The organism is Ruegeria sp. O6, assembly GCF_056535045.1.
Window position 1 is genome coordinate 22,820 of sequence record NZ_JBQERM010000015.1, and the last position, 21,496, is coordinate 44,315.

25 protein-coding genes are annotated in these 21,496 nt (G+C 58.1%); 9 read left to right on the plus strand and 16 right to left on the minus strand.

All coding sequences use genetic code 11. From position 1 onward, the window contains the following. Positions 1–129: 129 nt before the first annotated feature. Positions 130–1,089 carry a ligand-gated ion channel gene (locus ACR0DY_RS16650; protein ID WP_480482727.1) on the minus strand — a complete coding sequence of 320 codons (960 nt, stop codon included), beginning with the start codon at positions 1,087–1,089 and terminating at the stop codon, positions 130–132. 167 nt (positions 1,090–1,256) lie between these two features. Continuing rightward, on the minus strand, positions 1,257–2,744 hold the full coding sequence (locus tag ACR0DY_RS16655; protein WP_209505161.1) for an ABC transporter substrate-binding protein: 1,488 nt from the start codon (positions 2,742–2,744) through the stop codon (positions 1,257–1,259). A gap of 168 nt (positions 2,745–2,912) precedes the next feature. Here ACR0DY_RS16655 and panB point away from each other — a divergent pair, with 168 nt between their 5' ends. From panB to glpK, 3 genes are all read left to right on the plus strand, one after another. Then, positions 2,913–3,752: a 3-methyl-2-oxobutanoate hydroxymethyltransferase gene (gene panB / locus ACR0DY_RS16660; RefSeq protein WP_480487855.1), complete on the plus strand. Its 840-nt coding sequence runs from the start codon at positions 2,913–2,915 to the stop codon at positions 3,750–3,752. After that, entirely contained in the window at positions 3,749–4,600 is an 852-nt protein-coding gene (gene panC, locus ACR0DY_RS16665) for a pantoate--beta-alanine ligase (protein WP_480482723.1), read from the plus strand. Before panB ends, panC begins: the two co-directional genes overlap by 4 nt. Before the next feature lie 68 nt (positions 4,601–4,668). Next, on the plus strand, positions 4,669–6,147 hold the full coding sequence (glpK, locus tag ACR0DY_RS16670; RefSeq protein ID WP_480487857.1) for a glycerol kinase GlpK: 1,479 nt from the start codon (positions 4,669–4,671) through the stop codon (positions 6,145–6,147). Here the strand turns inward: glpK and smpB are convergent. From smpB to arfB, 6 genes are all read right to left on the minus strand, one after another. Beyond that, entirely contained in the window at positions 6,144–6,620 is a 477-nt protein-coding gene (gene smpB, locus ACR0DY_RS16675) for an SsrA-binding protein SmpB (protein ID WP_209505165.1), read from the minus strand. The genes glpK and smpB overlap by 4 nt on opposite strands. Positions 6,621–6,678: 58 nt before the next feature. Next, positions 6,679–7,221: an isopentenyl-diphosphate Delta-isomerase gene (idi, locus tag ACR0DY_RS16680; RefSeq protein ID WP_209505166.1), complete on the minus strand. Its 543-nt coding sequence runs from the start codon at positions 7,219–7,221 to the stop codon at positions 6,679–6,681. Positions 7,222–7,421: 200 nt separating this feature from the next. Continuing rightward, positions 7,422–7,835 (minus strand): c-type cytochrome, encoded by a 414-nt coding sequence (locus ACR0DY_RS16685; protein WP_480482716.1) that lies wholly within the window; start codon positions 7,833–7,835, stop codon positions 7,422–7,424. A gap of 113 nt (positions 7,836–7,948) precedes the next feature. Continuing rightward, positions 7,949–8,965 (minus strand): P1 family peptidase, encoded by a 1,017-nt coding sequence (locus tag ACR0DY_RS16690; protein WP_480546913.1) that lies wholly within the window; start codon positions 8,963–8,965, stop codon positions 7,949–7,951. Between the two features lie 82 nt (positions 8,966–9,047). After that, complete coding sequence (locus tag ACR0DY_RS16695; RefSeq protein WP_480546911.1) at positions 9,048–9,794, minus strand: SDR family oxidoreductase; 747 nt, start codon at positions 9,792–9,794, stop codon at positions 9,048–9,050. 60 nt (positions 9,795–9,854) lie between these two features. Then, positions 9,855–10,274 carry an alternative ribosome rescue aminoacyl-tRNA hydrolase ArfB gene (gene arfB / locus ACR0DY_RS16700; RefSeq protein WP_480474524.1) on the minus strand — a complete coding sequence of 140 codons (420 nt, stop codon included), beginning with the start codon at positions 10,272–10,274 and terminating at the stop codon, positions 9,855–9,857. Positions 10,275–10,427: 153 nt separating this feature from the next. Between arfB and ACR0DY_RS16705 the strand changes: the two genes are divergently transcribed. Further along, positions 10,428–10,796, plus strand: coding sequence for a YybH family protein (locus ACR0DY_RS16705; protein ID WP_480487865.1), 369 nt, complete (start codon positions 10,428–10,430; stop codon positions 10,794–10,796). A 40-nt stretch (positions 10,797–10,836) separates the two neighbouring features. On the opposite strand, the gene ACR0DY_RS16710 is transcribed toward ACR0DY_RS16705, so the two are convergent. Together ACR0DY_RS16710 and mgtE are read right to left on the minus strand one after the other, a co-directional pair. Further along, positions 10,837–11,286, minus strand: a complete 450-nt coding sequence (locus ACR0DY_RS16710; RefSeq protein ID WP_480487867.1) for a CBS domain-containing protein — start codon at positions 11,284–11,286, stop codon at positions 10,837–10,839. A 56-nt stretch (positions 11,287–11,342) separates the two neighbouring features. Then, positions 11,343–12,707, minus strand: a complete 1,365-nt coding sequence (gene mgtE, locus ACR0DY_RS16715) for a magnesium transporter (RefSeq protein WP_480546909.1) — start codon at positions 12,705–12,707, stop codon at positions 11,343–11,345. A 96-nt stretch (positions 12,708–12,803) separates the two neighbouring features. Between mgtE and ACR0DY_RS16720 the strand changes: the two genes are divergently transcribed. From ACR0DY_RS16720 to ACR0DY_RS16735, 4 genes are read left to right on the plus strand one after another with little or no spacing between them, the layout of a single operon-like run. Further along, on the plus strand, positions 12,804–13,082 hold the full coding sequence (locus tag ACR0DY_RS16720) for a hypothetical protein (RefSeq protein ID WP_480482704.1): 279 nt from the start codon (positions 12,804–12,806) through the stop codon (positions 13,080–13,082). Positions 13,083–13,087: 5 nt separating this feature from the next. Next, the gene (locus ACR0DY_RS16725) at positions 13,088–13,588 is read left to right on the plus strand and encodes an ATP-dependent zinc protease family protein (RefSeq protein ID WP_480487871.1); all 501 of its coding nucleotides are present in this window, start codon (positions 13,088–13,090) and stop codon (positions 13,586–13,588) included. Beyond that, on the plus strand, positions 13,585–14,490 hold the full coding sequence (gene rimK / locus ACR0DY_RS16730; protein WP_480487873.1) for a 30S ribosomal protein S6--L-glutamate ligase: 906 nt from the start codon (positions 13,585–13,587) through the stop codon (positions 14,488–14,490). Before ACR0DY_RS16725 ends, rimK begins: the two co-directional genes overlap by 4 nt. 5 nt (positions 14,491–14,495) lie before the next feature. Continuing rightward, the gene (locus ACR0DY_RS16735) at positions 14,496–15,530 is read left to right on the plus strand and encodes a succinylglutamate desuccinylase/aspartoacylase family protein (RefSeq protein ID WP_480487875.1); all 1,035 of its coding nucleotides are present in this window, start codon (positions 14,496–14,498) and stop codon (positions 15,528–15,530) included. Between the two features lie 48 nt (positions 15,531–15,578). On the opposite strand, the gene ACR0DY_RS16740 is transcribed toward ACR0DY_RS16735, so the two are convergent. After that, a complete protein-coding gene (locus ACR0DY_RS16740) occupies positions 15,579–15,902 on the minus strand; it encodes an SPW repeat domain-containing protein (protein ID WP_480487877.1) in 324 nt (107 codons plus the stop codon). A gap of 60 nt (positions 15,903–15,962) precedes the next feature. Next, on the minus strand, positions 15,963–16,211 hold the full coding sequence (locus ACR0DY_RS16745) for an EF-hand domain-containing protein (protein ID WP_480487879.1): 249 nt from the start codon (positions 16,209–16,211) through the stop codon (positions 15,963–15,965). A gap of 256 nt (positions 16,212–16,467) precedes the next feature. Here ACR0DY_RS16745 and ACR0DY_RS16750 point away from each other — a divergent pair, with 256 nt between their 5' ends. Further along, positions 16,468–17,334 carry a LysR family transcriptional regulator gene (locus ACR0DY_RS16750; protein ID WP_480546903.1) on the plus strand — a complete coding sequence of 289 codons (867 nt, stop codon included), beginning with the start codon at positions 16,468–16,470 and terminating at the stop codon, positions 17,332–17,334. A gap of 337 nt (positions 17,335–17,671) precedes the next feature. On the opposite strand, the gene ACR0DY_RS16755 is transcribed toward ACR0DY_RS16750, so the two are convergent. The 4 genes from ACR0DY_RS16755 to ACR0DY_RS16770 form a co-directional block, all read right to left on the minus strand. Next, entirely contained in the window at positions 17,672–18,316 is a 645-nt protein-coding gene (locus ACR0DY_RS16755; RefSeq protein ID WP_480487882.1) for a queuosine precursor transporter, read from the minus strand. Positions 18,317–18,407: 91 nt separating this feature from the next. Then, positions 18,408–19,292: an esterase-like activity of phytase family protein gene (locus ACR0DY_RS16760; protein ID WP_480538468.1), complete on the minus strand. Its 885-nt coding sequence runs from the start codon at positions 19,290–19,292 to the stop codon at positions 18,408–18,410. Then, positions 19,265–20,128 carry a penicillin-insensitive murein endopeptidase gene (gene mepA / locus ACR0DY_RS16765; protein ID WP_480538466.1) on the minus strand — a complete coding sequence of 288 codons (864 nt, stop codon included), beginning with the start codon at positions 20,126–20,128 and terminating at the stop codon, positions 19,265–19,267. The genes ACR0DY_RS16760 and mepA overlap by 28 nt, the downstream gene beginning before the upstream one ends. Then, positions 20,125–21,492, minus strand: a complete 1,368-nt coding sequence (locus ACR0DY_RS16770; protein WP_209598483.1) for an MFS transporter — start codon at positions 21,490–21,492, stop codon at positions 20,125–20,127. The genes mepA and ACR0DY_RS16770 overlap by 4 nt, the downstream gene beginning before the upstream one ends. Positions 21,493–21,496 lie beyond the last annotated feature (4 nt).

Sequence of the window (21,496 nt, forward strand, 5' to 3'; positions counted from 1 at the left end):
TTTTTGTTACTGTTGCTTTCAGCGCGCGGTGTCCGCCACGCCGTCCTGCTGCGCCGACAAGGGTCAGAACAGCCGGTAGCCAAAGCTATACACGCGATTTCAGAACCACATAGTTGTGGGGTTCAGCGCCTAAGACGTCATCAGAAAGACAACGACGGCATAGCCGATGATGGCGGCATATCCCAACGGGTAAATCCATTTGATCGCGTAATTGTCGAGCTTTCTGGCCGTCTCTTCCCGACCGGAAACTTTCAATTTACGCAACATCACGCTGAAGACGATAATCGTTCCTGTCATCAGGAACATGCATTGCAGAATGAAGTCCAGAAACGTCAGATAGCCAAGCTTGGGCAAGTCAGCGGAAATGGCCCAGTTGAAGGCCACAAAGACTAACAGGTTGCCGCCTGCGATCTCGATCCGTTTTCGGTATTCATCCAGAAAGAAAAGCGCCCATCCTACCGTGATCAGCACCAGCATCGGCAGGAATATGCGGATGGTGTAATATGTCAGGTGCCGGGTGCCTTCGAAGACAAGTTCGACCCGGTCGCTTTCGTTTCCTGACAAACCGGTCGTCGTTGACGTCAGAGCCCTGGCATTGCCAAGTATCCATTCCTCTTCGCCCAGCATATCACCCAGGCCGGAGTATTCATCAAGCGAGTGATAGTGAACGAATTGCGAAGGAAACACCGATACGACCTCGAAGTGAAATTCCTGCGTATCGAACGGGTATTTGCGAAAGTTGAAATGCGGAGCCTGCAAGGTCAGCGAGGATTTTTCGACAAAAGTCACATGACCATCATGACGCACGGCAACTGCGGATTCATGAATCCATCGATTGGACTGTTGGTTATGGATAACAAAAGCCGGGGTTACCACATCCAGCTCAGCGGCGTATTTCACGAAAGCGGGCGGTTCAAAAACCCGAAAATCACGACCAAGGCTTTCCGCATCAAACGCCAGCTCCGGGTCTGTCCATTCGAACCGCAGTACAACCACGGCACCATAGTTTTCGGATTGCTGATCGACACCGGTAATCTGGTCGATCTTGATACCAACCCCGACTTTCAGCGGGTTGTCCGGGGTTCCCACCAGCGTATCCTGCTGCCCTTGGAACAAGCCCTGCGCAAAAACAGCGCCTGGAAGGACAGACGCGAAAAGCAAAAGAACGAAACCTGCAAACAAGCTTTTCATGATCGTTAGAAACGCATTTCGCAATGGTGAAACTGGGCCCGATAAGCAGGCCCAGCAAACTGATGTCATTCAGACCAGGAAATGGCGGTCAGGTCGATTGCCGCAGTCGGTGCGTTCTCCCACAGGCCCTGAACACCGGCCTTGGCGACGCCTAGCTTGGCCAGCTGGAACAGGTACCCATTGACATAATCGTTCGAGATGAGGCGCTGTGCCTCACCCAGAAGACGGGTCCGTTCCTCGGGGTCGGTGGTGGTGTTCAGCGTCTCCATCAGCGTCTGAAAGTCGATGCTGTCATACTGGAAGTAATAGTCGGGCCGCGCATAGATGCCGATATCCATCGGTTCGGTATGGCTGACGATGGTCAGACCAAATTCCTTGCCCTTGAACACCGATTCCAGCCACTGGGCCCATTCGACGTTGATGATCTCGGCCGTGATGCCGACCTCGGCCAGCTGTGCGGCGATGATTTCACCGCCCCGGCGCGCATAAGATGGCGGTGGCAAGTGCAGAGTTGTCTCGAACCCGTTTTCAAATCCCGCCTCTGCCAGCAAAGCCCTGGCCTTTTCGGGATCATACGCGGACTGGCCCGTCAGATCGACATAAGCGGGGTTGTGTGGCGCAAAATGCGTGCCGATAGGGGTGCCGTACCCGAACATGGCGCCGTCGATGATGGCCTGCCGGTCAATCGCATGGGCCAACGCCTGCCGGACCCGAATATCATCGAATGGCGGCTGTTTGTTGTTGGTGGACAGGATCGTTTCCCCCTCGGTCGATCCAACCAGAACCTGAAACCGCGGGTCAGCCTCGAACTGGGGCAGGTTTTCCGGTGCCGGGAAGTTGTCGAACACGTCCACGTCTTCGGCCATCATGGCCGCGAAAGCGGCGGTCGGGTCTGAGATGAATTTGAACGTCGCAGTCTCTAAAGCGGGTTGATCGCCCCAATAATTGGGGTTGCGGTTCAGTGTTATGCTGTCGCCCTGAACCCAGTCGCCAAAGGTAAATGCACCTGTACCAACCGGGTTTGTCTTGATGTTCTCGATGCTTTCGGGCGCGACGATCACCGCGTCACCCCAGGCAAGGTTGAACAGGAAGTTGCCGTTCGGATCGGCCAGGGTGATCCTGACCGTCAGTGGATCCACGGCCTCGACGCTTTCGATCCCTGCAAACAGAGCTTTCTGCGCGTTGGCGCTGTCCTCGGCCGTGGCCCGGTCAAGGCTGAATTTGACATCCTCGGCATCCATAGTCGTGCCGTCATGGAAGGTCACGCCGTCGCGCAGTTTGAAGGTATAAGTTTTGCCGTCTTCGGAAATCTCCCAGCTTTCCGCAAGGCCGGGCACGACCGAGCCGTCGCCCATGAAACGGGTCAGACCTTCGAAGATGTTGGTGTAGACAACCGAATCGATGGCCTGAGCTGCGGCGCTGGTCGGATCCAGATGCGGGGGTTCCAACTGCATGGCGATGGTGATGTCGGATTTGGCCAAAACCTGCGTCGCCAACAGGCTGGCGCCAATCGCCACGGTCGACGCGAATGTTCGAAGCACGTGTTTTGTCATGTGAACTCTCCCAACTGAAAATCTGCGCCCATGTTTTCCGGGCCGTTTTATCGGCAGTGTTCCTTTAAACCTGAGGTCAATCAAGGGAATGTTCGCGCAACCGGGGTTTCTTTGGCCCCGGCCGATCTGCTATGCCGCACTGCAACATAAGCCCTGCAGGAGCCAACCATGAGCGCCACCGCCCGCAAAAAGGCCCCGAACGCCGAAGATATTCGCGCCCGAAAAGGCGGCGTGCCTCTGGTCTCGCTGACCGCATACACAACGCCTATGGCGCGCCTGATGGACACGCATTGTGACTTTGTTCTTGTGGGGGACAGCGTCGGGATGGTTTTGCACGGGCTGGAATCCACCCTTGGTGTCACGATGGAGATGATGATCCTGCACGGTCAGGCCGTCGCACGCGGGTTGAGCACGGCGATGATGGTCATCGACATGCCTTTTGGCAGCTATGAGGAAAGCCCGGCACAAGCGTTTCGCAACGCGGCGCGGCTGATGGCGGAAACCGGTGCGGGGGCAGTCAAGCTGGAAGGCGGTGCCGAGATGGCCGAAACCATCCGCTTTCTGGTCAAGCGCGGCATCCCGGTGATGGCGCATATCGGTCTGACCCCGCAATCGATCAACACGCTGGGCGGCTACAAGGTGCAGGGGCGCGACGAACAGGCCGAAACCGTCATGGCAGATGCCCGCGCCGTGGCCGAGGCCGGCGCGTTTTCCGTGGTGCTTGAGAAAGTGCCGCAAGGTCTGGCCGACAGGATCACCGAACAGGTTGCCATCCCCACCATCGGAATCGGAGCGTCCGCCGGTTGTGACGGGCAGATTCTGGTCGTCGATGACATGGTTGGCTTTTTCACCGCCTTCAAACCCAAATTCGTCAAACGCTATGCCGAGCTTGGCCCGTTGGCCGAAGCCGCCATCGCAGATTACGCGGCCGAAGTGCGTGCGCGAACATTTCCGGCGGACGAACATGTCTTTGCTGATCAGGCTCCGGCGAAAGGACCAAAGACGTGACCGCGCCGATCCTGCGCTCGCTGGCGGAACTGCGGACCAAGACGACAGAATGGCACCGCGCAGGTGACGTTATCGGCGTTGTTCCGACCATGGGCGCATTGCACGAAGGGCATTTGTCGCTGGCGCAGGCCGCCAAGGAGAACTGTGACCGGGTGATCGTGACGATCTTTGTGAACCCCAAGCAGTTCAACAACCCCGAAGACCTGGCGAACTATCCCCGCACGGAACATGAAGACGCCCAAAAGCTGGCCCCTTATGGCGTGGATGCGATCTATGTGCCGGACCCTCAGGAAATCTATCCCGACGGCTTTTCCACCACGGTATCCGTGACCGGTTTGACCGACATGATGGAAGGCCCGTTTCGCCCCGGCCATTTCGAAGGCGTGGCCACTGTAGTGGCCAAACTGTTCCTGCAAACGCAGGCGGACCGAGCCTACTTCGGGGAAAAAGACTATCAGCAACTGCTGGTGGTGCGCCGCATGGCCCGCGATCTGGACATTCCCATCGAGGTTGTCGGCTGCCCAACCGTGCGCGAGCCTTCTGGGCTGGCAATGTCGTCGCGCAATCTGCTTTTGTCGCCTGAGGGTGTAAAGGTCGCGTCCCGCATGAACGAGATCATGCGGCGGGTGGCAGATAAGCTTGCCGCTGGCAAGGATTTCGCGGCGCTGGCGCAAGACGCAAAAGCCGCATTGCTGGACGCTGGTTTTACCGAAGTGGAATATATCGATCTGCGCTGCGCCGAGACGCTGGAAAGCCTGCCCAATGCCAGCAAACCCGCGCGCTTGTTCGTTACGGCCTGGGCCGATGGCGTCCGCCTGATCGACAATATTCCCGTCGATCCGGTCTGATTTCTGCTCTGGCCCCGGCGCCGTTGTTTGCGCTAAAGTCGCGCAAAATGACACCGGGGAGAGCGGACATGACCTTTATTCTGGCAATTGATCAGGGCACCACGTCCTCGCGCGCGATCCTGTTCGACGGGCAGATGAACCGTGTTGGCACCGCTCAGCAGGAGTTCCCCCAGCATTTCCCGCAAGAAGGTTGGGTTGAACACGACCCCGAGGATATCTGGTCCAGCGTCATGCATGTGTGTCGCGAGGTGATGGAAAGCGCCGGTGTTTCGGCTGACCAGATCACGGGTATTGGTATCACCAACCAGCGTGAAACCACCGTGGTCTGGGACAAGCAGACCGGCAAGGCCATCCATAACGCGATTGTCTGGCAGGACCGCCGCACCGCCGAAATCTGCGCCCGATACAAGCAAGCCGGGTGTGAAGATGACGTCACCGCCCAGACCGGCCTGCTGCTGGACCCTTATTTCTCGGGCACCAAGGTCAAATGGCTGCTGGACACCGTTTCAGGCGCACGCGCGCGGGCAGAGGCCGGAGAGTTGCTGTTCGGCACCATCGACAGTTTCCTGATCTGGCGTCTGACCGAAGGTCGTGTCCATGCCACTGACGCCACCAACGCCGCCCGCACCCTGCTGTTCGACATTCACAAAGGCGCCTGGAGCGCTGAGATTTGCGAATTGCTGGATGTACCCGTTCAAATGTTGCCGACCGTGCAGGATTGCGCCTCGGATTTCGGCGCAACCACCTTGCTTGGTGGGAATATCCCCATTCTGGGTGTGGCAGGCGATCAGCAGGCAGCCACCATCGGTCAGGCCTGTTTCCAGCCCGGTATGATGAAATCCACCTATGGCACGGGCTGTTTCGCGCTGCTGAACACGGGTGCGCAGCCAGTTGAATCGAAAAACCGCCTGCTGACAACAATCGCTTACCAATTGGACGGTCAGCGCACGTATGCGCTGGAAGGGTCGATCTTTATCGCCGGGGCCGCCGTGCAATGGCTGCGCGACGCGTTGCAGATCATCGATTCGGCCCCGCAAAGCGGCGACCTGGCTGCGCAGGCCGACCCGAACCAGCATGTGATTCTGGTGCCGGCGTTCACGGGCCTTGGGGCGCCTTACTGGAAGCCGGATTGCCGCGGTGCAATGTTCGGGCTGACACGCAATTCCGGCCGGGCCGAGATTGCCCGCGCCACGCTGGAAAGCATCGCCTTTCAGACCCGCGACCTGTGGCACGCCATGCAGGGCGACTGGGGGGCAGAGGCGGATGTCATCCTGCGCGTCGACGGCGGGATGAGTGCATCTGACTGGACCATGCAGGGTCTTTCAGATTGTCTGGGTGCCCCGGTGGATCGCCCGGTTATGCAGGAAACGACCGCCCTAGGCGCCGCATGGCTGGCAGGTATGAAAGCCGGGATTTACCCGGATCAGGCCGGTTTTGCCGAAACATGGGCGCTGGACCGCCGGTTCGAACCAACGCAAGAGCAAGCCGAACGCGACGCGGCCTATGATCGCTGGCAACGGGCGGTTCAGGCGGCGATGGCGTTCTAGCTGTGATCTTTCAACAAGCGCTGCTTTTGCCGTGACCAGTCGCGCTTGGCCTGGGTTTCGCGCTTGTCGTGGGTTTTCTTACCCTTGGCGATGCCGATTTTGATCTTGGCCAGTCCTCTGTGGTTGAAATACAGAACCAGCGGCACCAGCGTCATGCCCTTGCGCTGCGTCGCGTTCCACAGGTTCGACATCTGCTTGCGGGACACCAGCAGTTTCCGGCGGCGACGTTCTTCATGCTTGAACATCTTGGCCTGCTCATACGGCGCGATATAGCTGTTGACCAGCCACAGTTCTCCGTCATCGACCGTGGCATAGCTTTCGGCGATGTTCGAGCCGCCCGCGCGCAGGGATTTGACCTCGGACCCCTGCAGGATGATGCCACATTCAATGTCCTCTTCGATTGCGTAATCGAAGCGGGCGCGCCGGTTTTCGGCGATTACCTTGTAATTCGGGTCTGTCTTCTGCTTGGCCATGACGCGTTGATTTAGGCGGCTTGAGCCGCCCTTGCAAGGCAGGGATTTTCGGAGTGCCTCAGGATTTAGCTGAAATGATCAGGTCCGGGCCGAAAATCGTGTCCGCATGGTTGTGCAGGTAGATCTTGAGCCACGGTGTAAACCGATCCGGGTGGCGGGCCACTTCGGCCAACAGGTCATGGTAGTCGATCCAGCGGATATCCATGACTTCGTCCGGATCAGGCGCGATTTTCAGCGGTCCGCGCACATGGGCCAGAAAAACGTCGACCACTTCGTTTTCCACCATGCCGTTCCCAACATCGGCGTGGTATTCCAAACGGTGACGGTATTCAGGATAAAGACCTGTGATCCCCAGTTCTTCGTTCAAACGGCGCACGGCGCAGGTTGACGAGCTTTCGTCCCAGTCGGGGTGTGTACAGCAAGTGTTCGCCCACAGGCCGGGCGTGTGGTACTTGCCCAGCGCCCGACGCTGCAACAAAATCTCGGTGCCCCTAACGACAAACACCGACACGGCCTTGTGCTTGAGGCCCTTTTCGTGAGCTTCAAGTTTGTCTACCGGAGTCAATTCACCATTGACCCAAGCCGGGATCATAATGCCCATCTGTCCTCTCCTGTTGCCAATCCGCCTGACGGGCGCTGATGTTGGGTTTAGCTGTTGCCGGGTCGGCTTGGCGTTGCGGCACACTCTGCGGTTTGCCGTCAGATACCAAAGTGGCGCTGTTCTACACTGGTATCAATCGCACCAAAGGCCGCAGGGGCTGCGGCCTTTGGTCCTTGTGCATGGGTGCACAATGCTAGCGATTATTCGCCTGATACACTGACGATATAGGCGTAGACGTCTTCACCGCCGCTTTTCAGTTTGAAGGTCATTTTCGACTTGGCAGCGGTGTCGTCCAGATACGATTTCAGGAAGCCCTTAGGGTCCTGCGTGTATTCCGCAAAGGAGGCCTCATCCCAGACCAAACCCTTCTCACCGGCTGCGACGATGCTGTCGCCATATTTGAAGTCTTCGTAGGTTCCGGCAGTGCGGCCGGCGACACCAAAGAGGTTGGGACCGGTTTTTCCGCCTTTGACAATGACTTCTCCGGCCGGGTCAGCGATCATGTGGCAGGACTTGCATTTGTTGAAAGCTTTCTCACCGGCTTCGGCATCGCCTTCGGCATGGGCGGGCAGCGCCAGCAGGCCAGCGATTGCGATAGTGAGGATACGATTCATAGCTTGTGCTCCGATACAAATTGGCTGCACCGAATGGACCCCCGGCGCATAAAAGTGTCAACGCGCGGATTGCCGCGCGCATCTACAGTGCCACTGCGACACATGGTGTGTCCTTAACTTAAGTCATGTACAGCGATCCAGCAGGGCAACAGGTCTCCTTCCGCCGGGGTCGCCAGATAAACCGCCCGCGCGATGGCGCGGGACAGGCACAGCGAAGCCGCGTGCCCGATCAGAGCGAGATCGGCTTCGGATGCGATGGGGCGTGCGCCGGTACTGATGCCAAAAACCAGATCACCGTCGCCGGGTGTGTGTGCGGGAAGGATCGCCCGGGCAATTCCGTCGTGGGCGGCAACGGCCAATCTTTGGCATTGGGGTTTGGTCAATGCGGCATCCGTGGCAACGATGGCGATGGTCGTGTTTGTCTGTTCGGGTTGCGCTGGCCTCATGGCCATCGCTTTGCGGCTGGGGCGGATCCGGCTTTGATCCGGCGACATATCGGGACCCAGCCCGCCAAATTCTGCACCTTGTTCAAAGGGGGCCGCCCAAAAGTGCCGGTCACCCGGTGTTGTGACACTGCCCAGCGGGTTCGCCGCAACGAGGACCCCGACCGTGACCCCATCAGGCAGAATGGACGAGGCAGAGCCAAGCCCGCCCTTCTGCATTGCGGCCAACGCCCCGGTGCCTGCCCCGACGGACCCCAAATCAAATTCTTTTGAAGCGCCCAGATAAGCAGCCCGCCCCAGCGCACGATAGGGGTTTTCCACCCAATCCTTTGCACCGCCATTGAGCAGATCAAACAGGATCGCGCCGGGAATGATCGGAACCTTAGCGGACCCGACGGGAAATCCGCGCCCCTCGACCCGCATCGCATCTGAAACACCCGAGCAGGCGTCGAGTCCAAAGGCCGATCCGCCGGACAAAACCAGCGCGTCCACCCCTGTGACGGTTTTATCAGGCGCAAGCAGATCGGTTTCGCGCGTACCCGGTGCCCCGCCCATGACATGAACCGACGCAACAAACGGTTTATCTGCGGTAAGAACCGTGGTCCCGGACTTCAGCGCATCGTCCTGGGCGTTTCCAACCTTCAGGCCGGGGACATCGGTAATCAGGTTTCTTGGTCCAGGGATCATCTTGAACTCGGGATTGGAGCGGGGAAGCGCGCGGGCGCGCGCTGCCTCCGGCGGGGATATTTTTGGCCAGATGAAGAGCGGATCAGATGCATCGGCCGCCATCGACCTCGAGCGCGGTGCCGGTGATCATGCTGGCCTCGTCTGAACACAGGAAACAGGCGGCGTTGGCCATGTCTTCGGGTGTTGAAAACCGTCCCAGCGGGATGGTCGCCAGAAATTTGGCGCGAATCTCGGGCGTGTCTTCGCCCATGAAAGATTTCAACAGCGGTGTTTCGCCCGCCACTGGGCAGATCGCGTTCACGCGAATGCCGGTTGGGGCCAATTCGACCGCCATGGTTTTGGTTGCCGTGATCATCCACCCTTTGGACGCGTTGTACCAGTTCAGATTCGGGCGCGGAGACAGGCCCGCCGTCGAGGCTACGTTCAGAATTGCACCCGCGCCGCGCGCCTTCATATGGGGAACAAATGCCCGGGCGGTCAGATAGACGGACTTCATGTTCACCTTGAAGACCCGGTCGAAATCATCCTCGGTGACATTTTCCAGAGGGGTTGGCAAGTGGGTGACACCTGCGTTGTTTACCAGAATATCGAGCGCCCCAAAGGCGGCGAGTGCCGTGTCCGCCATCTTTTGAACTGAAGCCCTATTGCCGACGTCGACCTGGTGCGCCAATACCTCGGCCCCAAGTTGCCCCGCCATATCAGCGGCTGCGTCACCATTGATGTCCGCGATCATGACGCGTGCGCCTTCGGCCAGGAATTTCTGCACGATCCCCGCGCCAAAACCCGATGCACCACCGGTGACGATTGCGGTTTTTCCCTCCAGCCTCATGACGTTGCCCTTTTGCAGCCTTTGCGGGCCAGACTATCAACGCCCCGGCAAGATGCCAGATCAATCTTCAGACACCTTGCCCCGCAGCGCCTTGACGTCGCCACGCGCCTTTTTCGCGGCAAGTCGACGCTTGACCGAACCATAGGTCGGTTTCGTTGCGATCCGCCGTTTGGGTTTGACCAGCGCGCGGGCGATCAGTTCTGCCAGCCTCGCGCGCGCGATTTCACGGTTGCGGGCCTGCGAGCGTGTTTCCTCACATTGAATGATGATTGCGCCATCTTTGGTCCAGCGTCGCCCGGCCAGTCGCTTTAGCCGGGCCTTGACCGGATCGGGCAAGGACGGTGAGCGTACCGCTTCGAAGCGCAGCTCGACTGCGGTCGACACCTTGTTGACATTCTGCCCTCCGGGACCGGACGATCGTACAAAACTTTCGGTCATTTCCCAGTCTTGCAGAGCAATATCTTCGGTGATGCGCAGCATGTCAGTGTCAGCTTGGTGACTTGGGCGAATGAAAAAGAAGAGTCGCGATCCCGACCCGTGCCGTCGGATACCCGCAACATGCGGGCGGGCGTAAGCCATTGCGGCACAGCATTTCAGCAAGTCTCCTCATCCTCGGTGCCTAACGCAGTGCATATGTGCGATCAAGCCTGCTTTGGCAGGTCGCGCAATTCAGAATCCTGGCGGTGGCCGGGACGTTTGTTCGCGTCAGCTGCGTTCTTTACCGAAGACGTCATGTTGTTGGCGCCCGGCGAGCCCCTGCTGCGCGGGCGCGAAGCGTTCATCGAAGCCTATAAGGAAAGAATGAAGGAAAACATCGGCGGAACACATACAAATGAGTTGATCGATTTCGGTGTCGATAGTGATACCGCCTATCAGGTCGGATCCTTTGCATTTGCTGACTCTGATCCGCCGGAAAAAGGGAAGTTTGTGAACGTCCTGAAACGCCAGACGGATGGCACCTGGAAAGTCAGCATTTCCATTTCCAACAGTGACCTTCCTTAGCGGTCCTGAGTGGAGAGCGAGCAGACATGGAACCGCGGTGTCAGGCGATTGACTGGCCCTGAGCCCCGCGGGCGATATCACGCAACACCTTCAGCTCCAGCTCGTCTTCCTCATGCACCCGTGCCAGGATTTCTTTACTGCTCACAACGGCAATTGCTTTTCCATTCTGAGTTACGACAAGGTTTCGGATCTTGTGTTTGGCCATCAGATTAAGACCGGTCGACAACTTCGAGCCCAGCGCGCAGGTGACGGGTTTTTCCGTCATCCAGTCACCCACAGTCTGCTTGTAAAAAGCCGAGCCGGAATCCGCCAGGCACAGCAGCACGTCATGATCCGTGATAATCCCGACCAGCTTCCCATCGCTGAGAACCGCCAACGCATTCACGTCCAGCAACGCAATGGTGACGGCCGCATCGAACACCGTTGTGTCAGTGTCGCAAAATGGCGGCTTTTTCAGGTTCTGCGTTTTGACAATGCTTGAGATCGTCATGTCTTCCTCGTGGTTGAGCGCCCGACCCCTGTGTTGATCAGGGCGCATGAAAAACACTAATTCAGGAGCGGCATCATCGCCGTTGCAAGGCTCAGGACCAGAAAAAAACCCGCCATGTCAGTGATCGTTGTCAGCAAAGGGCCACTGGCGACCGCCGGGTCCTGACCGATGCGCTTTAACAACAATGGCAGAACGCCACCGATCGATACCGCGATGATCGTGTTCAGGCCCAGCGCGCCGCCAATCACCAAACCCAGAAACGGGTTTCCTTTCCACATCCAGGCAACGAGTCCGATTAGCAGGCCAAGGACACAGCCGTTGATGATGCCGACCGAGACCTCTTTTAACCAGACCCGCATAGCATCAATGGGCCGAACCAGACCAAGCGAAAGCTCGCGCATGCTGACAGCAACGGCCTGATTGCCGGAACAACCGCTCATATCCGAGACCATCGGCAGGAACACAGCCAGTGCGATCACGGCGGCAAGGGTCTGTTCATAGGCGGCAATCACGCTGGCCGCGATCACGTTGAGCACGATGTTGGCCGACAGCCATTGAAGCCGACGCCGCGCCCTGAGCGGCAAGGGCATCGATCGCAGTTCGTCCCCAAAGACACCCTGACGTTTCAGGCTTGCGGATTCCGCGCGCTCTAGCAGGGCCTCATCCACGGCAGAACGGGAAACGACACCCACAAGGTTCCCGTCCGTTTCAACAACCGGCAACCCAAGAAAAGGGTGCTCATCGAAAAGGTCCTCCAGTTCTTCCAGTGGCATGCCGGCCGGAACCGTGATAGGGGGCACCATGATATCGGTGAGTTTGATGCTTCGCCGTGTGGACAGCAGGCTGCGTAAGGACAGCACTCCGACAGGCACGCCATCGGAATTCAAAACGTAGGGGTGCTGGCCACGGTAACGTTCCAGATCGTATTCTTCATGAGCGAAACGCCGCAGAACCTTTCCGACTGTATCGCCATCGGAAAAGGTAAAGGCTTCGGCCACCATCAGACCACCGGCGACATCGTCGTCATATTCAACCAGCCGCCGGACATCCGCCGCATCTTCCGGGTCCATCCGGGCAAGGATCGCTTCTGCATCGGCGTCTTCTAGTTCACCGATCAAATCCGCCTGAATGTCGGAATCCAGCTCAAGGATGATCTCGGCGGCCTGTTCGGATACCAAGCGTTCAACAAGATCGACCGCCAGCGCGTTTGGCGCTTCTTCGACCAGTTCGGCCGCACGTTCCGGTGGCAGCAACGAGAGCGCGGCGCTTCGCTGGTCAACGGGCAGGTTGAGCAATTCCCGCAAGGCATCGCTGAGCGAAAGCGGATCAAGCAGGTCTGCCAGCGCCGCCCCGTCGCGATTTTCCAACGCCAGCTGAAGCTGCGTCCCTGTTTCCTTTGGTAAGGAGTCCGTATCGCTCATCCGCCGACCTGTGGGGGTATAGATTCTTAACTTATGCCGATATAGCAGAAATTATTTGCCTATAGACAAATAAATTTTTGATTTGTAAGAAAGTGCATGCAGGAAAATGACTGGATATCCGCCGCAGCCGAACGTCTGGCCGTCTTGTACGATCAGGAGTTTGGCGGCAAGGCCAGCGGACGGTATCGCATTCCGGACAAGTTGGTGCGTCGGATCGCCGGGCGCAGGCGTTTGTATGAAGCAGATATCCGCGCCCTGTCGATCGCACTTTTTGAACTTGGGTATGTGTTAATCGATATGGATAGTTTTTACGTTGTGATGAGCGCGAATTCGTTTGTGAATTACCGGCGCGCCAATGATGACTGCGTGGCTTAGTCGCCATGGCTAAACAAACAGGATACCCCGAAGTCATAGGATGGCGCGAGCGGATCAGCCTGCCCGAGTTCGGGATCGAGCATATTCCAGCAAAGATAGACACAGGCGCCAGAACCGCGGCCCTGCATGCCGTGGACCAGACCGTGTTCGAGGTTGATGGCGAACGATGGGTCGAGTTCATGATCCCGGTCCATAACCGCCGTTCATCGGGTCGGGTGCGCACGCGGGTTGTAGACGAGCGGGAAATCAAGAACACTGGTGGCATTCCGGAACGCCGGTTGATTGTCAGAACGCAACTTCTGCTTGGACGGCATCGCTGGCTGATCGACGTTTCGCTGGCCAATCGCGCGAGGATGGAGTTTGACCTGATCCTTGGCCGTACCGCCATTCGACGGCGCGGGATCCTTGTCGATCCCGGCCACTCATATCTTCTGGATGCACGAAAAGACCCGAAAAAGATGAAGAGCAAGACAAGATCCAAGGACGCAGAAGGACGACATCAATGAAGCTTGTCATGCTTGCCCGAAATCCAAACCTGTATTCCCACCAGCGTCTGAAAGAGGCTGCTGAACAACGCGGGCACCAGTTGGATATCGTGAACACGCTACGCTGTTACATGAATATCGCGTCGCGCCGACCCGAGGTTTATTACGACGGCAAAAAGCTTGGGCGCTATGACGCGGTGATCCCACGGATCGGCGCTTCGGTCACATTCTATGGGCTGGCCGTGTTGCGGCAGTTCGAAATCATGGGTGTATTTCCGCTCAACGAGTCGGTTGCAATTGGCAGATCCCGTGACAAGTTGCGGTCCATGCAGCTGATGGCACGTGACGGGATCGGATTGCCGGTCACCACCTTCGCGCATGACCCGAAACAGACCGACGAAGTTCTCAAACTGGCGGGGGACGCTCCGCTGGTGGTCAAGCTGCTGGAGGGCACGCAGGGCATCGGAGTGGTGCTTGCGGATTCAAACCGGTCGGCAAAATCCGTGGTCGAGGCGTTTCGCGGCGCCAAGGTCAACATCATGGTACAGGAGTTCATCAAGGAAGCAGGCGGCACGGATATTCGTGCGCTTGTGGTCGGTGGAAAGGTGATCGCGGCGATGCAACGAAAAGGGGCAGAGGGCGAGTTCAGATCAAACCTGCATCGGGGTGGCAGCGCCAAGCCTATCAAAATCTCACCCGAGGAACGCTCGACAGCCGTGCGTGCGGCCAAGGCCATGGGTCTTAATGTGTGCGGTGTCGATATGCTGCGCGCCAATCACGGCGCCGTGGTGATGGAAGTAAACTCTTCGCCCGGGCTTGAAGGTGTTGAAAAGGCCACCGGCATTGATGTCGCGGGCAAAATCATCGAGTTTCTCGAAAAGAATGCAGCCAAAGGCAACACAAAGACACGAGGCCGTGGGTAAAGGTGATGCGCGGTCCCTTTGAAATCGGAGGTTTTCGCGTACCGCCCGGCACACGAACCACTCTGGATTTGCCGGTTAGCGTACTGTCGGATCACACGCCGGTAAGCATGTCAGTACACGTGGTTCACGGTCGCCGCCCCGGACCGGTCCTGTTCGTCAGTGCCGCCGTTCACGGCGATGAAGTGATCGGCGTGGAAATCGCGCGGCGACTGCTTCGGGCGCCACAACTTGACAAGCTTGCGGGTACCTTGCTGGTTATCCCGATCGTGAATGCCTTTGGTTTCATGACACATTCCCGATACCTTCCCGACCGGCGCGACCTGAACCGTTCCTTCCCCGGCAGCGAGGGGGGGTCGCTGGCCGGTCGGCTGGCGCATCTTTTCATGACCGAGATCGTCGAGCGGTCGGACCTGGGGATCGATCTTCATTCTGCCGCGATTCATCGCACCAATCTGCCGCAGATCCGCGTCTCTCCGGCTTCGGATGTCACCCTTAGATACGCGGATGCCTTCGGTGCGCCCGTGGTGATGATTTCAAAGCTGCGCGACGGGTCACTGCGCAAGGCCGCGCAAGAGCGTGGTGTGGATATCCTGCTGTTCGAGGGCGGTGAGGGTCTGCGTTTCGACGAACTGTCTGCGCGGGCGGGGGTTGCAGGCATCCTTCGGGTGATGAACGCAAAGGGCATGGTTGCCAAGCGTGGCATCGCCGCTGTGCGCGAAAAGCCTGTCCATGTCCGGTCAAGCTCATGGATGCGCGCGCCCGCCGGTGGCCTGTTGCGGACTTTCAAAGCGACCGGAGAATACGTGGCCGCCGGTGACCTGCTTGGACGCATTTCCGACCCGTTCGGAGAACTCAGGACCGATATCATCTGCGAAACCACGGGTATCATCGTGGGGCGCACTAATCTGCCTGTCGTTCATGAAGGTGACGCGTTGTTTCATATTGCGGAAACGACCGGCTCGGATGTCGAAATGCGGGTCGATACAATTGCCAGCCAGCTTGACGGCGATCCGATGTTCGATGAGGACGAGATCATTTAGACGCCGGAGCCAAAAGAAACGCGGGGCAGTTGCCTGCCCCGCGCCAGCCTACAGGATCGCACGCAATCTGTTGCTCGCCAGCGCCTCCCAAGCGGCGAGCGCGATCAGCGCAGATCCCGTGAGCCAAGCATTTGCCACTGCCACACCATGACCGGTAAAATGCAGCACCTCGGGCGCGGCGATCAGCAATGCCCCGACCGCCAATACCGGAGCCACCCGTGCGAGAAGGTGGCCCCGGCCGCTAGCGCCTGACATGACCAACACACCAATACCGATCGTCATGAAGGCGAGCGACTCACGGTCAGACGAACCGTGAGCTAGGGTTTTCTGGCTGAACAGTACAAATGGGGACAGCACTAACCAGATACCCATTCCGGCAAGCATCCACCTGTAGGGTGGAGAGGGGTTTCTCATGTTCTTGGCAACCCTGGCTTATTCGTCACCTTTGGGATCAGGAAGCAACTTTGCCTCGACCGCAGCGACCATTTCTTCGTCATTGACGAAACCGTCGGCATCCGTGTCAATTTCGGCAAAGCTCTCACTGGTAATATCGGGATACTTTGTCTGTAGCTCGGTCAGCGAAGCCAGACCATCACCGTCCGTGTCCAGTCCTACCGGCAAGGCAGCGGCCGGAAGGGCAAGGAATGACGCGAGCAGAGCAACAACAGAAACTCGACTCATTTTGTTCTCCATCAGGGAAAGGGCAGTTTACCCATTGAGGGGTTGGTGCAGCGCTTGGGTGTCGGAGGCTTATCTACGGCAGACAGATTACACCTGTTCCGCAGATCGGGTTGTCCACTATACGATGAAAACTGTTGATTGGCGGTCCGATCCGGTGGGGGCACTTTCGCGCTACGCAGCATATATCGCACATCCGCATAGCGTTGAATAACGAATTTATATCACCCATAATATCGAATATTCAAATAGTTGAACGATGGACATTGAGCTCGCCCGAACTTTCCTTGCGGTCGTTGAAACCGGTACTTTTCTTGACGCAGCGGACAAGGTCCATGTTACGCAATCGACTGTCAGCATGCGGATTCGAACGCTCGAACAACAGCTTGGACAGCCCGTTTTTGAACGCAGCAAGTCTGGTGCGACCCTGACCATTGCCGGGCGGCATTTCCTCAAACATGCGCAGGTTCTGGTGCGAACGTGGACCCAGGCTAAGCTGGATGCCGGTCTGCCTGCTTCGATGGCAGCCGCCTTGGAAATCGGCGCAACACCAAGCCTTTGGGACGGCTATCTAATCAACGCCCTGCCCGAGTTGATGGCGGCACTCCCTGACGTCGCCATCCGGGCGACAGCGGCCTCGTCGGAAACACTCACGCGCGAAATCGAGGAAGGCAGCCTGGGTCTTGCCATCATGTACCGGCCGCGAAACGCACCGGGCTTGTCCGCGCTCCAGCTTTTCGAGGACGAGTTTGTTCTTGTCAGCAGCGGCCCGGAAGCCCTGCCCGCTGATCTGGGCAACGCTTATGTCCTGATAGACTGGGGCCCGGAGTTTCGCGCCGATCATATGTTGAACTTTCCGGAACTTGATGCACCGCGCCTTCAGCTGGGCATTGGCACCCTCGGCCTGCAATATCTTCGGTCGGTTCCCTCGGCCGGATACTTCCCACGGCGCGTTGTCGAACCGGAACTTCGCAAAGGCTGGCTCAAGTTGATCGAAATGGCACCCAGATTCGCTTATGCCGCCTATGTCGTGTTCGATGAAAGTGAGGAAGAAGGATATCCGGGTCAGGCCGCGCGGCAGCTTTGCCAGACATCAAGTGCACGCGGCCAGACACCGAAGCTTTGACGACACGTATTCACGCCGTTGCCGCGACCAAGCTTTATGCTGCGTCAAACGCAGCCAGCCTCCGCGCATGGTAAGTATTGAACACCCCCAGTGGGTGACGGCAACAAAAAGGGCCGCCCCAGCGGGACGGCCCTTCGAAAGTTCAGGAGGTCGGGTCGGTTAGATCAATCGACCAGCCGGAGCGAGCGCTCCGCCAAGGGCTGCCCTAACGGGCGATCCCCCCGGTTGTTCCGACACCTCTCTCCAATCTCTTTCTTGACACTGGATCACCTCCTTTTCTATCTGTTGCGGTTGAAAAGAAGCGTGCCACAAGTTGTGCCATTCTCAAAGCGTTTTTTTACACAGGCTGCGCAGTCAGCCGCGCAACGATCACCTTGAACGGGATCAGGGCGATCAGGGCCAGTGAAAGCTTCACCAACCAGTCCGCAAAAGCCAGCGTCACCCAAAGCGGTGCCACCGGGCCGGACAACATGAAGGGTACCGGCTCCCACGCCCAATTAATTGCGGCGTCAGCATTGGCACCGAAGAAGGCGACCGAGGCCGAAAAGGCGAGGGTGAAGAAGATCGCGGTATCCAGTGCAGATCCCACCAGCGTCGACACCAGCGGCGCACGCCACCAGCGACCACCGCGCAGGGAATTGAACACGGTGACATCCGTCAGTTGCGCGATCAGGAAGGCGGTTCCCGATGCAACGGCGATGCGCAGCGGTACAGCAGCATAGGTGAACCCGTCACCCTGCAACATGATCTGGCTGCCGATGAGCGAGCAGATAACACCGGTGACAAAGCCGGCAAACACGACCTTGCGGGCCGGACCCACGCCATAGACGCGGTTCATGATGTCTGTGACCAGAAAGGCCAGCGGATAGGTGAAAGCACCCCAAGTCAGCAGCCCGTCAAGGATCAGGAACTGGACCAGAATGTTCGACGCCACAACAATGGTGGCCATGGCAATAATGCCGGGAATGAAGTTACGTTGCATGTTTTGATGCCCGTTTTGACAAGGTAGCGGCGACTTGGCCAAGGGACCGTCCCAAGGCAAGCCGTGCCTTTAGACCTTTGCCTGCGCCCTGTCAATCGGGCAGCAGGTACTCCACAAGTTCGGTCCGCTGCAACGCCAGAAAGTTGTCATCTGAAATCATCGTGGCGCGCAACCGGCCCTGCCCGTCGCGCCAGACCGACAATCCTTCGAGGTTGTCATGCGCGCCCGTTCCGGTTTCGAACAGGGTTTCCTCGGTGCCTGGTTTCTCGTCTACCACGTCCCATCGCCGCAGTCGCGATCGAAAACCGACCAAGGATACCTTGCGTTCCAAAACGTAGAACCGTCCATCGGGACCGAAATCCGCGGCAACGGGTTTAAAGCCGCTGCGCTGTGGCAGAACAAACGGGGTCGACCATGTGCCGCCATTCCAACGGTAAACCGGAATGTCCCCTTTAGCGGTGCGGTTCTTTTCCGGCAAAGTGTAAAGCCAGCCGCGCCCATCAATGGCCAGAGCTTCGAAAGAACCATTGTCGGCAAGGTCCCGAAACGCATTCGGGCGAGGTAACACACGCGCGCTTGAGCCCGGTGTAGGGTAATAGGCGACACGATGCACCCCTTCGAACGAGATGAATATCCCGCCATCCGGCGTCACCGCGATGCCTTCGGAATCGCCGACGCCGCCTTTCATGATATGCCCATTGCTGGACAGCACCGGCCATTGACCAAGAACGTGAATATCCGCGATCTGGCCTTCGCGCCGCTCAATTCGCGCGGTCACGATCCGCGCCCGGTCGCTAAGCGCAATCATTTGGCCTCCGTCGTCCGAGATATGAAGCGCTGAAAATCCGCCAAACCAACTTGCTGGATGCCGCCAAACGAAACTGTCCAGGTGGACCGCAGATTTCACATCCAGCGCGGCGGCCACCGGGGCAAGAAACAGCGCTACACTCAGTTGGATTGCAAAACGGCGGAGCATTGTTGCGGCAAGTCGGCCAGAACGTATTCCCGGCGTTTCTTCGGCGGCGGCGCATTCGGATCGGGTGGCGGCGGGTTCAGGATGTTGTGCACCCATTGACGGGCCTCGGCGCAGCCATCGCCCTTGGGGGGTGGGTCCTGATTCACGCAACCCTTTGCCCCTCTGGGACAATTCAGGCGCACGTGGAAATGATAGTGATGCCCCCACCAGGGCCTTATCTTGCGCAGATAGTCGCGGTTCCCCTTTTCATCGTCGCACATCTGAACCTTGGCCCCGGGAAACACGAAAATCCGGGCGACACGCTTGTCTTTTGCCGCTTCGCGCAACAGCGCATGATGCTGCTTGGTCCAGTTGCTGTTGACGTAGGCGCCATTGGAACGACGAAGAGAGATGGACGAGATGTTTTCGCGTGACTTGCGGCTCAGGCGCATGTTTTCGCCCGGCAGCATCCAGATATCGATGTCCAGCCCCAGCTGATGGCTGCGATGGCCCGAGGTCATCGGCCCGCCGCGTGGCTGGCTGATATCCCCTATATAGAGACCGTTCCATCCCGGTTGACTGGCTGCAAATCTGCTGAGGTCCTGCACGTAATCGATCGTCTGCGGATGCCCCCAGTTGCGATTGCGCGACAGGCGCATAGCTTGCCATGTAGGCCCCGTTTCAGGCAGTTGAACTGCCCCCGCAGCACATCCGCGCGAATAACTGCCGAAAGCGGCCGGTTTTTGCTGTGAACCTTGTTTCTGCGCCCCGAACAACTGCTTTGCCAGCGGTTCTGCCGTCGCAGTGCCAGCAATAGCAAGCGCCGCCAAAATTACCAAAAAACGTTTTAAAATCATCTGCTCTGATCCCCTTCCGGTCTCACCCAGCGCATCAGGAATAGACCCAGAATAAACAACAGAACGATGGGTGACACCCCCAGACGAGCACTTCCTGTCACCGTGGTGGCGATCCCGATCAGAAGTGGCGCAGCAAAGGCGGTGGCACGACCCGACAGACCATAAAGGCCAAAGCTTTCGACGGGGGTTGCCGGGTCCGTATGCCGGACCATCATCGACCGGCTACAGGATTGCAGAATGCCGCCCATGCCTCCGATCAGGATACCGCAACCAAAGAAAACCATATCCGGCAAGCCCGACCCTTCGGACATGGCGATACCGAATATCTGGGACCGGTCCATTGAAACGATGGTGATGCAGACAAGGATCAACACCCAGATCGCAACGATGATCACGGGCTTGGGACCATATTTCTTGTCCAGCTTGCCGCCCACCCAGGAAAATGCCGCTGCAGCCAGAACGCTGACGATGCCGAAAACACCGATCTTGATCAGGTCCCATTCCAACACTAGCCGGGCATAGACGCCGCCAAAACTGTAAAGCCCGTTCAGCGCATCCCGATAGAACATGGATGAGCCCAGGTAACTGGCCAAACTGGTGCGATGGCGCAGGTTAGACACTGATTTTGCCAACAGCCGCAGCGCCTCGGCAACGCTGCCCTTTTTGTTTGTCGTTTCGTCGTCATGGACCCAAAGGAAGTAGGGCACCATGAACAGAATGAACCACCCCGCAGTAAACGGCCCAACAAACCGCGTACCCTGCTGTTGCGACGCATCCAGCCCAAACAAGGGGTCCATCCCGATCAGCGTTTTGCCGTTGGCCTGCTCCACAAACAGTGCAAGCATGATCGCCAGCGAGATCAGGCCGCCGAAATAGCCGAAGGCAAAGCCCGAGCCGGAGATTTCGCCCACTTCGCTGTCATCACCCAGATCGGGCAGTTGGGAATTGATGAAGATCAGGGCGTATTCCGCGCCGATGAAACCCAGACCAAAGGCAGACAGCATCAACCACATGTTCGAGCCATCGGGCATCGTGTACCAAAGCGCGCCGGAACCTACTGCGTACATCACGGAAAAGGCGAATATCCAGGGGATTCGCCGACCCGACACATCGGCCATCGCCCCCATCAGCGGTGCACCGAAGGCAATAATCAAACCAACTATGGTCATGCAGTTGGCCCAAACCACCTGCGCCTGTGCATCTGCAGACCCCGCGTCCAGGCCGGATGCCAGATAATATTCCGCAGCGACGCCCGCGAAGTAAGGGCCGAACACGAACGTGACCAAAAGAGTGTGATAGGGCTGACTGGCCCAATCGAAGAACCACCAGCCCCAGATACGCCTGCGCTTGGATATTTCTGCCATTTCT